The 12411-nt window shown below is 42.8% G+C and carries 6 protein-coding genes; 4 read left to right on the top strand and 2 right to left on the bottom strand.

Annotated features, from left to right (window positions below):
• Positions 1-171: 171 nt before the first annotated feature.
• Entirely contained in the window at positions 172-1719 is a 1548-nt protein-coding gene (locus tag KTO63_RS13545; RefSeq protein WP_217791871.1) for a serine hydrolase domain-containing protein, read from the top strand.
• Positions 1720-1799: 80 nt separating this feature from the next.
• Here the strand turns inward: KTO63_RS13545 and KTO63_RS13540 are convergent, their stop codons facing one another.
• A complete protein-coding gene (locus KTO63_RS13540) occupies positions 1800-2477 on the bottom strand; it encodes a hypothetical protein (RefSeq protein ID WP_217791870.1) in 678 nt (225 codons plus the stop codon).
• 264 nt (positions 2478-2741) lie between these two features.
• A complete protein-coding gene (locus KTO63_RS13535; RefSeq protein ID WP_217791869.1) occupies positions 2742-3071 on the bottom strand; it encodes a hypothetical protein in 330 nt (109 codons plus the stop codon).
• Between the two features lie 293 nt (positions 3072-3364).
• Here KTO63_RS13535 and KTO63_RS13530 point away from each other — a divergent pair, with 293 nt between their 5' ends.
• The 3 genes from KTO63_RS13530 to KTO63_RS13520 form a co-directional block, all read left to right on the top strand.
• Positions 3365-3607, top strand: coding sequence for a hypothetical protein (locus KTO63_RS13530; RefSeq protein ID WP_217791868.1), 243 nt, complete (start codon positions 3365-3367; stop codon positions 3605-3607).
• A gap of 510 nt (positions 3608-4117) precedes the next feature.
• Positions 4118-11050, top strand: coding sequence for a T9SS type B sorting domain-containing protein (locus KTO63_RS13525; protein ID WP_217791867.1), 6933 nt, complete (start codon positions 4118-4120; stop codon positions 11048-11050).
• Positions 11051-11469: 419 nt separating this feature from the next.
• Positions 11470-12411, top strand: a 942-nt coding sequence (locus KTO63_RS13520) for a PorP/SprF family type IX secretion system membrane protein (RefSeq protein ID WP_217791866.1), incomplete at its 3' end; no start/stop codon positions are given.

Below are 12411 nucleotides of genomic sequence, written 5' to 3'. Positions count from 1 at the left end.
CCCCGAATTCTTGTTGAGCTTCCATAATTGAACCTTTCGGGCTAGCAGAAAAAATCCCTGCCCGACTAAGTCTGCAGGCGGGCGTGTAAATCAGTCCAATCCGCGTCATCTGCGTGCCCCTGTATTTCTTCGTTATATTTTATTAAGTTTAATAAGAAATAACAACCAACAATGACCGACAAAAACTTGCCAGCCAAATTATTCATTTTCTTTTTCTTTCTTTTTTTTAATCTCACCGCCAATAGTCAATCTGCATCTCTTCCAAGAAGCACTCCTGAAGCCCAGGGCGTTTCTTCAAAAGAAATAATGGATTTTGTAAACGCCGCCAACACTGGCAAAACAGAATTTCACAGTTTCATGATGCTGCGCCACGGAAAAGTGGTGGCGGAAGGTTGGTGGAACCCATACCGCTCCGATCTTAAACACACATTGTATTCCACCAGCAAAAGTTTTACAGCAACTGCGATTGGATTTGCAGTGACCGAAAAAAGACTAAGCGTAGATGATAAGGTGATCTCATTTTTTCCCAATGATTTACCGGATACCGTGAGTCCTTACCTGGCGCAGCTCACTGTAAAAGATGTGCTCATGATGAGCGACGGACAAGATCCTGAACCCAATGTTCGCGGCGACTCCAACTGGGTGAAAGGTTTTTTGGCAGCACCCATAGTTAATGAACCCGGAACAACATTTCTCTACAATTCAATGGGAACTTACATGCTATCTGCAATTGTGCAAAAAGTTACAGGACAAAAAGTAATTGATTATTTAAAGCCAAGATTGTTTGAGCCTTTGGGGATAACAGGCATGGATTGGGAAACCGATGGGCGTGGCATCAACACGGGAGGTTGGGGACTTAGATTGAAGACAGAAGACATGGCCAAATTTGGGCAATTGTTTTTGCAAAAAGGAAGATGGAACGGCAAACAAATTTTGCCCGCCTCATGGATAGAAGAAGCAAGTACCGCAAAAATTATGCAAGAGCCTAACGCACCGCAGGCGAAAAAAGATTCCAATGACTGGGTGCAGGGATATTGCTATCAAATGTGGCGCTGCAGAAACAATGCATACAGGGGAGATGGTGCCTTCGGACAGTTTATCATCGTCATGCCGGACAAAGATGCCGTGGTGGCAATAACTGCAGAAACACCTGACATGCAAAGCGAGATCAATCTTGTTTGGAAATATTTATTGCCCGCTATGAAAGACGAAAAACTTGCGGACGACAAAGCAAGCTTTGCAGCGTTGAAAAACAAACTCGCATCACTGGCCTTGAGTGCGCCTGCAGCATCAAATGCGTCATCGCTGCAGAAAGCAGTTGCAGGAAAAACTTTTGCTATAGAACCCAACGAAAAACACATCCGCAACATGGCGTTCCAGTTTAGCAACAACACATGCTACGCCACTATCAAAACAGATACAGCTACTTATAAGATTGGTTTCGCCTCCGGCAAATGGCAGCCCGGAGAAACCACCATGCACGGCCCCTATTTGGTAGAAAGAGCAAAAGCAAATCTCGAGGGATTGCCGCCTTTTAAAATAGACGGCAGTTATGCGTGGACAGACAACAATACCTTAAAACTAGAACTTCGCTACATCGAAAGTCCACACACAGAAACGCTGACCTGTCATTTTGATAATAACAAACTTACCGTAAATGTTAGCAACAGCTTTGATTATGGGAAGAAGGAAGTGGTACTTAGGGGAGTTGAGAATTGAGAGTGGAGAGTGGAGAGTGGAGAGTGGAGAGTGGAGAGTGGAGAGTGGAGAGTGGAGAGAGATTCACTCTCCACTCTCAATTAATTGTCCTTGTACACGTCAAAATCTTCAAAAGCTACTTTGCCAAAATCTTTTGTTGTACGCGTTTTACGGGTTATTTTTTCAGGATCTGGCACTTGATAGCTTTCGGTTCCATCTTTATGTAAAAACCATTTACTTTCGTCAGCAACATATTTAAACGTTACTATGCGCGACCATCTGTCGCCACTACCACCGGCTAATTCTACAGAAAAATATCCGTTCTTAATTGTAATTCCCATAAAAGGGTCGCCCATCATGCCACCACAGTTTTTGCAATAAACTGCATTGTCGCTTTTTGTTGCCAGCTTGTAAGTGCTGTCGGCCTGGCCGATCAATAAAAGCAAGGGCCGTTTTGCGGGATGATCTATGTCTGTACTATCTTCTCCCTTTTTGTAAACTACCAATACCATGTCGTCAAGCGAATCGCGATTCAGGTCGCCACGCGCTGAGCCGAGCAAACCATAACCTTCGGTAATAAAATCACGAGCATTTGAGGGAAGACTGTTCTCTTCGTAATCATCCGATTTTGCGGAAGCTGCTTCAAACTGCTCCTGTGTTAGAGTGTCAGCTTTTAAAGCAACAGTATCCGCTTTTACTTTGGTAGTCGCCGACGAGGAATGTTGTCCGCAGGCGAAGCAACAAATAAGTATCGAAAGGGTAAGGAGTTGTTTTGTCATAGCAAAAATATGGGCCTGTTTAAGGTGCGACAAAACTAATGAAGTCTTAACAATAAAAAAGCAATCTCCGTGGAATGAGATTGCTTCGCCCTGAGCGCTTATTGCGAATGCGTTTTACATGTGCTGTCGTCCTATTTTGCAGAGGGCTCGCAATGACAGTACTTTGTTATTGTTGCTGATTCAGAATGACGTGAAGTATAAATCAACTAATCAGTGTAAATCCGTCCAATCCGTGTCATCCGTGTGCCATCTACACAGTAGGGTCTACTCCGCCTGCGGAACAAAGTATTCTTTTTTAGGAATCAACACTTTGCTTTCTCCATTTTCATCCAGCAAAACAATTTGTCCGGATGTTTGAACGATGCCTTCTTTTTTATTGCCGGCGATGTCAATTTGCAGGTGTGTCTCTCCGTTAGTATCGTTAAAAATTTGATAGTATCCGTCAGTATGTTCTTGCACGCCTGCATGGAGGTGTACGATTCCGTTAATGGCAGTATATCTTCCCAGGGAGCGTCCGAATACAAGTTCAGAGTTGTCCATTGCCCATGGTTCCTGTTTCAGAAAGTTGTCTAATTCTTTTTTGTTAACTGACATAACACTAGCTTGATTTATGGTGAGAAAATCAGGCAAAAAAGTAGACATTTTTCCGGGATGCTGCAACCGATTTTGTGTTAAGAAAACATTAGGCAACCAAAACTGTGGACTTCCGGTGCAGCAAAATTTGTTTTTCGATATTGGAGTCAATTGTTATGAAAAATAATCCCTTGAAATACAGCGGGGAATGAAAAAATTTCATCGATTCTGAATGTTTGAAAAACTTAACATTGGCAATATTATCTTATTATTAAATTTGAGTATAGCGACTTTTTAATTAAAATAAATTAGTAATGTCAAAGAAGAATCTTACCACCGAAAAGAGCGCGAAAAAAACGCTACGTACTCAGATTGAAAATAAACTGTTTTCTGCCTTTGAAGACTTAAAGTCAATAGTAGGGGAGAAGAAATTTAGCCGTCATGTAAAAAAGGCAAGCAAGATCCTCGCGGCCGGCGCAAAAGATCCCAAGCCAAAGAAAGTAAAGAAGGCTGCGAAACCAACAAAAGCAGCGAAAGCGGCGGAGCACGTTAGTTAATAAAGTAAAAAATCAAAATTCAAAAGAAGGCTGACTCATACAATACCAAATGGCGGTTCATAAAACCATTTTGACGTTTGCCTTTTGATTTTTGAATTAGCCACTAATACATTGTAAATGGTGACAAAATTGAGGTCTGTTTTATGCAGGCCTTTTTTTGTGCCAGTGACTGAATAACTGAATAACTGAATAACTGAGTTGTTAGGCCTTTAGTGCTTGTATTCTTTCTGACAATGAGAACCAACACCTTTCCACTTTCAATTTTCAATTTTCAATTCTCAACCACTAAGTTATTCAATTATTCAGTTATTCAGTCACTCCCTCCTAGGTGTTTCTACTCGGTTATTTTTTTGCGCATTTATGCTCAACCAACGGAAAACTGACAATAGTATTTTTACAAGGAGTAGAAAAAATTGGCAGTTAAAGAGCAGGTTTTTGCATGCGTTTGGCTTTGGATAAGCACTTATAACTGCCCGATAATCCCTACACACCAAAACCATCATAATTGCAATGAGAACAAAGTATGCATTCCTCTTTTGTGTTTTCTTTCTGCTTTTTATTGCGCCCCGTGTCTTCGCTCAGGACTTTACCGTTGGTACAGGTTCTGTAGGGAATGACAGTGCAACGTTTCCCTCGCCTTTACCGGCTAATTTTGAGGGAAGCAGGTCGCAATACCTGTTTCGCGCAAGCGAATTGCAGGCCGCCGGTCTTACCCGCGGGTTTATAACGGCACTCAAATTCAACGTAACTAAGTTGAACGGCGCAGGCAATCTTACGCAGTATTCCCTCAAAATGGATACAACGTCTGTTACTTCCCTAAAGGCCACAACCTGGGAACCCTCGCCAACCCAATATTATACTACAACGAGATTGACGCCGGTTTTGGGTGTTAATACAATTACTTTTCCCAACAAATATTTCTGGAACGGAACAAGTAATATCCTGATTGAAATTTGTGTGAACGGAGGAACGCTGCTTGGTCCTAACCAAACGTACAACCCAACTGTTGCATGGACAACAGGTTTGTCATTTAACGCCTCACATACATATGGCGCGAATGACATTTCCAGTTTTTGTACGATTAATACAACCACAGAAATAGGCACTGCTACCACAAGACCTAACATCACTTTTGCATGGACAGCTGCTCCGCCAGATTGTGCCGGCAAGCCTACTGCGGGAAGTGTTAGCAGTACGAAAACGCTTGTTTGTCCAAACGATAAATTTTTCCTGTCAGCAACTTATCCTGCTGCTTTGGGTCTCACTTATCAGTGGCAATATTCTACAAACAATGTTGCCTGGAACAACCTTGCGGGTGCAACAAAAGATACGGTCACTACTTCATTGACCACAGATACTTATTACAGGTTAACGATGACTTGTACTGCCAGTGGCAAATCCGATACTTCAACAAGTGTTTTGGTGAATAAAATACCGGGTGTTTCAGGAACATTTACAATTGACAACACTTTAACGACGAACGCTAGCCTGGGTGTGTTCAAAACATTTAACGACGCCTATAACTACATTAGTTGTGGTATCAGCGGTCCGGTGGTGTTTAATGTTGCGAAAAATGTAACTCCTTATACCGAGCAACTTGTGATGAACAATGTGTTTGGAACATCTGCAACCAACACAATCACTTTCAATGGTAATGGTGCTACGATCAATTACAACGCTACAACCACGGCAACTGCGCCGGTTATTAAACTAAACGGTACAGATCACGTAATTATCGATAGCCTTAACATCACGGCATTGTCTACTTCTACAGCCGGATGGGGTATTCACTTAACAAACGATGCAGATTCCAATACCATTCGCAGATGTACCATATCTGTTAACTCCGTTTCAACTTCTTCAGCTTTTGCAGGTATTGTTATAAGCGGCGGTACCAGCGCAAGCAGCTCCGGATCCTATTGTGATAGCAATACCATTGCTAACAACACAATTATTGGTGGTTTTTATGGTATTTCCATGCAGGGTGGTACCTCAACCGGTACAGATTACCCTATTGCCAGAAACCAGATCATTAACAATAACATACGCGAGTTTTTAACTTATGGTATTACTGCCAACAACTCTTTGCTTGGAAGGATAGAAGGTAACGATCTCTCCAGGCCAACACGTGCATCTGTAAGTACCAGCGCTATGTATGGCATAGTATTGTCTGGTCCAAACATGGGCAATGCGATTTCAAGGAATAAGATCCACAACATATACGGTGCAAGTGCCAGCTACAGTCTGCCATTTTACGGTATATATCTTAGCAATGCTAAAGGGGACGTTGGACTGGAGAATGTTGTTTCCAACAACATGATCTATGATATTAAAAACCTTGGAACATTGTATGGATTGTATAACTCAGGTTCAAACTACGCGAACTTCTACTACAACACAGTGGTATTTGAAGATCCGTTGTCTGCATCAATAAATCCTACTTACGGTTTTTATGCTACGTTCCAAAGTGTCCTGGTAGAAGTAAAGAATAATATCTTCTCCATTTCACGTGGTGGAGTAGGTACTAAATTTGCTATCTGTCTGCCAGACAACACCATCTCAATGTTCACGATAGATAATAACAACTATTTTAACAGTGGACAAACAACATACAACCAGGGTTACTATTTTAATAAGATAATCGCTTCTTTGTCGGATTGGCAAGCAATTACCAAATACGATGCATCATCTGTAGGTATAGATCCGGCATTCAAGGATGCCGCAAACGGCGACTTTACACCAACGTCTGCTGCATTGGGCAACAGAGGAGCGCCCGTAGCTATTACAACCGATATCAACACTATAGCGAGAGATGCTGCAAAGCCGGATATGGGTGCCATAGAATATGCACTGGCTGGCTGTACAACAGCTTTCAACGCAGGTGATGCTTTTTCAAATGTGGGTTATGCAACCTGTACAGGCAAGTCGGTTTTGTTGAATCTTAAAAACAACGATGTTGGTTCAGGCTTGACTTATCAATGGCAGACAGCGACAAGTCTTGCTGGTACATGGTCAAATTTGTCCACTGCATTAGTGTCGCCTCCATACACCTTCAATGCAAACAACGCGACATTATACTATCGCGCTGCGGTAGCTTGTAATGGCGGTACACCTCAGTACACAGTACCTCTTCAAATTACAATAGGTGGTCATTTCCCCGGCGGTACATATACCATCGACAAAACTCAACCAACTGACCCTGCAGGTACCAAAAACTTTAATTCATTTAAAGACGCCGCGTCTGCGATCAGTTGTGGTATTGATGGTCCTGTGGTGTTCAATGTAAAACCAGGTGTGTACAATGAGCAGATCAGGATTGCTACCATAGCCAACAGTTCTGCCATTAACACGGTTACTTTCCAAAGTGAAAATGGAAATGCAGCATCTGCGGAATTGACCTACAATGCAACAACGGTAGGAACAAACTATACTGTACAGTTGGATAGTGCAAGCTATATCAATTTCAAAAACCTTACGATATCGTCTACCAATATATTGTATGGAAGAACATTCGATCTAGCGAACATGGCATCGAATGACAGCATCGTGAATTGCGTGATCAATTCTATGTTGCCTGATCCAACGAACTACGCAACATTTGGTGCGGATCAAACAACCACTGCCGGTATTTTTGCGGGTACCGCAATTACAAAAGGAAACTTTGTAATAAAAGGAAATACTTTCCACAGAGGTTCCAAAGGTGTTTACATTGCTGGCTTTACAACTTCAGTGCCTGTTTCGACTACATATTACTCACCAAACAACGTAATTGAGGGTAATATTTTTGACAGCGCTTATCAACAAAGCATCTATGTACTTAATACAGCCAACATAAAAGTATCCAACAACATTGTTCCTGTAGCAACTAAGTATGGTGGTACAGTTAGTGCTAACCAGGCTACTTATGGTATTTACATGAACAATTGTGACAGCGCCATTACTGTAACAGGTAATAAGGTTACGTTTGATAATACTACCGGTTATATTTATGGCATGTATCTCACCAATAATAATGCAACAGCTACCGCTCGTGGTAAGATCATGAACAACAAAATTTATGGTCTTAACGGATTGACGAATCACGCAGTAGGTTTGTACAATGGAGCGAATTCAGGTAATACAACAAGTTATGAGGACGTAGTGAATAATGAAATAAGTGTGAATTCATCTGTTGCCGGAACAAGCAATAGCCAGTTTGCTGCAGCTTTATGGTCCTACAATGCATCTTCTACAAACTACTATAACAACACATTGTTGAACAGCTCTCCAAAAACCGGCTTTTATAATGTGGCAGTTTGGTTGGATCACCAGAGCTACAACTTGGCGGGTAATACAAATATTTTCAACAATATTATTGCCAACAAAGGTGGTGGCCCGGCGATGTTCATTAACTATACAACACAGCATTTGAATGTGGATTACAACTTGTATTATTCAAGTGGAACAATGCTGATAAAAAGAGGACCGGCTAACAATGTAAACGAGATGGCTTTCAATGATATCGCATCATGGAGACCGATATTCGGCCAGGATAATTATTCTATCGTTTATAATCCGGCGCTTACCAGCACAACGGATCTTTCACCGGTTGCATCAGATGCGAACTCGTGGGCAATGCAAGGTAGAGGTAAACAGCTTGCAGGAAATACTACAGACATCAATGGCAATCCTCGTCCGGTTGCATTAACTGATGGTGTTCCTGATTTGGGTGCTTATGAGTTTGAACCAACGGTAGCTCCACCAAATATGGTTGCTACTCCTGCTACTCCTGAACCTGGTATTACACAAACATTCTCTTTCGGATCTGACACGGTAACAAGAATTACATGGGATCCAAATACAGCAGTACCGTCATCTATTACATTAAAACGTTACTCAGGCAAACTGCCTGCTGGATTGGATCCTACTGAAAAATCCATGTACTATTATGTAGATGCAGATGCAACAGGAGCAGGTCCGTTCAAATATAAAATGCAGCAGTTTTATCTTGAGCCATGGTTGAGAAATGTGCCTGCTGAATCTTTCATTAAGACAGGGCAAACAGATGCAAGCAACAAATGGAACGTGAGCGCAAGTACTGTTATAGACACAATTAACAATCTGTATTCAGACAGCTTACTAGTGTTCCTGGATAAGTTTACAGGTATGACCGATGGTAAAGCGCCAGTTCCTCCGGCGGTTGTAACTGCGGCTGATAGCCTTAACGCGGGAACACGCTTTTGGGCTCCATACGCACAGTACAAAGATTTTTTCCAGGGCGATGCTCAGCAGCTTAAGTTTGTTCTTTCCAGTAATGTTGCAACGCAGGTTACCATGAGCGTATATGGAACCAGTTTTGTTAAGACATATTCAATACCTGCGGGAGGTTCAATTACAACTGATGAAATACCAAGATTTGGTATCAATGATGCCCGTTTGATGGGAGAAGGTCTTTATTCCAGAGCCGTATTGATAGAAAGTACAAAACCGATTACGGCGATGCTAAGCCTGGGGGCTGGTCAGGGCGCAACAAATTCCATGTTAATGCCAACCGGTACCTATAGTAAAGATTACACAACATTGGGGCTTCGTCAGATTTTTGGTACTATGCCTTCCATTATCACTGCATCATCATGGGTAAACGTAGTTGCCGATGCCAATAATACGGTTGTAGAAATTACGCCATCTAACCCAACGTTGGGCGGAAAAGCAGCTGGCGTGCCATTCCGTGTAACGCTAAACAGGGGGCAGGTATACCAGATATTAGGCGCTTTCAAAACAATCCATACCCCTGCTGAACTAGGTAATAGTTCTACTTCATACGAATATTACGATCTTACAGGAACCAAAGTAGTAGCCGTTCCTAACTCGGATGGGAACTGCTTGCCTATTGGAGTATTTACGGGCAATGCTGGTACAACTGTCCGTTGCACAAATGATCCTGGTGGAGATAGCTATGTGTTCCAGCAAAGTTATCCAATGCAGGCATGGGGTAAGAGGTTCCTTACTGCTCCACTGGCAACTGCGAATGGACAAAAAGAAATGCTGTTCAACCTGTTCCGTGTGTTGGTGAAAGATCCGGCAACCGTTGTAAAACGCAATGGTGTAAAAATGACCGGCATGTTACCAGGTAACGTCTATGAGTTTACTACCCGCGATCCGCAATATTTTGAAGCCGATAAGCCGATCATGGTTTCTCAGAGCTGTACTTATTTTAATGCTTGTGGCAACGACGAATACAATGCTCCGGGAAGTCCCGAAACGGCGGTTTATCTGACGCCGGTTGGTCTTGGCGTAGATAGCGCAATGTTTGCAAGAAAAACAGGTGGCCCTAACTATGTTACAGCAATTGTTCCAAAAGGAGCTGTGGGTTCTTTAAAAATTGATGGAAGCAATACATTCGATACAAGTTATACGCATCCGCAAAATGCAGCCTATACGGTTGTAATGAAAAGATGGAGTGCTGCAAACGCAGTGTCTGTGATCACATGTGACAGCAATTTTACGGCAACAGTTCACCAGGCATTCAATTTTGGTTTCGTATACAATATAGGCTTCCAGGTTCCTAGAATAGATCCGAAATTATATATCGACAACCACTATAATGATACGACGGTGCACAATACTTATGCTTGTGCAAACAATAAGTTCAAACCAACACTTTACCTTCCAATGCCAGCTAAATCACTAACATGGAAACTAAGTGCAGTAAAAGGTTTGGTAACATCTGCTGCCGATGTAACAGTGAATAATCCGGTGGCAGCAGATACCGTTGAGATCAACTCCCAGGATTACTACCTATATCCGTTGAACCAGGAGTTGGCATTCTCTAACACAGGTATAGATTCAATTCCAGTTAGCGTAACATATGCTCCAGCCAACCCGGTTAGCTGTGATCAAACAGTTACAAATAATGTGGTAGTGGTGGTAAAACAAGCGCCTAAAGCTGACTTTACAAACGTGTACGACAACTGCGTATTCACAACTGCCCAGTTTACTGCAACCGGTACTGTGTACAACGGTGCAGCATTCGACCGCTGGAACTGGAACTTCGGTGACAACACAACTGCAACAGGCAAAACGCCAACAAAGAAATGGAACCAATCAGGTTCATTCAATGTAGGATTGCTGGCAATTTCAGACGATGGTTGTTACGACAGCACCAGTCAGAAAATTGTAGTGAATTCTTGTGATAACATCTTCATACCAAACAGCTTTACACCAAACGGCGATGGTCACAACGATCAGTTTAAACTATACGCCGGCAATGTGAAAGAAATGAAGATGATGATATTCAACCAGTGGGGTCAGAAAATATTCGAAACAACCAACATGGCCAATGGATGGGATGGTACACTAAACGGTAAACCAATGCCATCAGGTGTGTACATGTATGTGTGCAGAATAATTTTGACCAGCGGAGATATCGTTGACAAAAAAGGAAGCATCAATTTACTCAGGTAATATTTAAGACAAACACTTCCTGTCGGCAAAGGTCCATCTGAAAAATGGTGGACCTTCAGCCAGCCAGGAAAGTAAAAGGCAGTTTGAAAAACCAATGTGTTTTTCTGAACCTCAAAACAAAAAGAAATATCCATAGTGAAGAGCTCTGTAATAATAAAGTGCAGAAAGAAACAGAAGGCAGGAATTGTTACAAGCATTATCTAGTTTAAAATGCGGCGGGTGAGGGAAATATGATGCCGGTGATGTTTAGGTCCAAAAACGAAAAGCCAGGTGTTAATAAGCAAACCAAATTAAAGTCCATCCTAAACCCGCTGCAATTTTATTTAGTTATTGATTGTTAGAATAGTGTAACTGGCTAGTAACCCACTAACAACTAATAACAAACACAAACAACTCAAAGTAAAAACCATAACTAACAAATGAAGAGCATAACAAAAATAACTGCAATGGGCCTGCTGCTGTTGGCAGGAATGGGAACTGCGAAAGCCCAGGACCCGCACTACACCCAGTATTACGTTTATCCTTCGTGGTTGAACCCCGCGCTGACAGGCGTGTTTGACGGCAGTGCAAGAGTCTCTGCGATCTACCGCAACCAGTGGGGCAATATCGCTTCTCCTTACCAGACACCCGGCGTTTCCGCCGACTTCAATACCAATAAAAACGCGGCCTTTGGCGTAAGCGTGCTGAACCAGCGTGCAGGCGATGGCGGCTTTAACTACACCACGGCTTATGCAAGCATGGCTTATTCTGGTGTAAAGTTTGGCGCAAACGGTTATAAAAGACTGAACATGGGCTTCCAGCTCGGTATGATCCAGCGCCGCTTCGACATCAGCAAAATGTCATTCGGTGAGCAGTGGAATCCCTCCACCGGTTACAACCCGGGAGCAGGCACCGGCGAAGCGTTAAGCAAAACCAGCGCTACTTCCTTTGATGCAGGCGTGGGTGTAATGTACTACGATGCAGAACCGGGCAAAAAAGCCAACCTGTTTGCAGGCGTTTCCGCTTCACACATTACGCGCCCCACCGACCAGTTCAGTGCCAGCGGTGATGCAAAGATCCCGGTAAGATACACGGGCCATGCAGGTTTGAGAATTATGATCAACGAAGTGGCGAGCATCACACCAAACCTCTTGTACATGCGCCAGGGATCAGCAGAAGAGAAAATGGTAGGGGCGTACTTGCAAATGAACGTGGCCGAAGATGCAGACTTTATGATCGGTGCGAACTACCGCATCAAAGATGCGATCTCTCCCTACATCGGCGTGTATGTAAAAGAATTCCTGATCGGCGCCAGCTATGACGTCAATACTTCTGATTTGGGTAAGATGGCAAAAGGCAGCAACAGTTTTGAACTGTCACTG

Source organism: Pinibacter aurantiacus (genome assembly GCF_019130065.1).
Classification (GTDB): Bacteria; Bacteroidota; Bacteroidia; order Chitinophagales; family Chitinophagaceae; genus Pinibacter; species Pinibacter aurantiacus.
The sequence above is the reverse complement of the archived record's forward strand: the minus strand, read 5'-3'. Positions and strand labels throughout refer to the sequence as shown.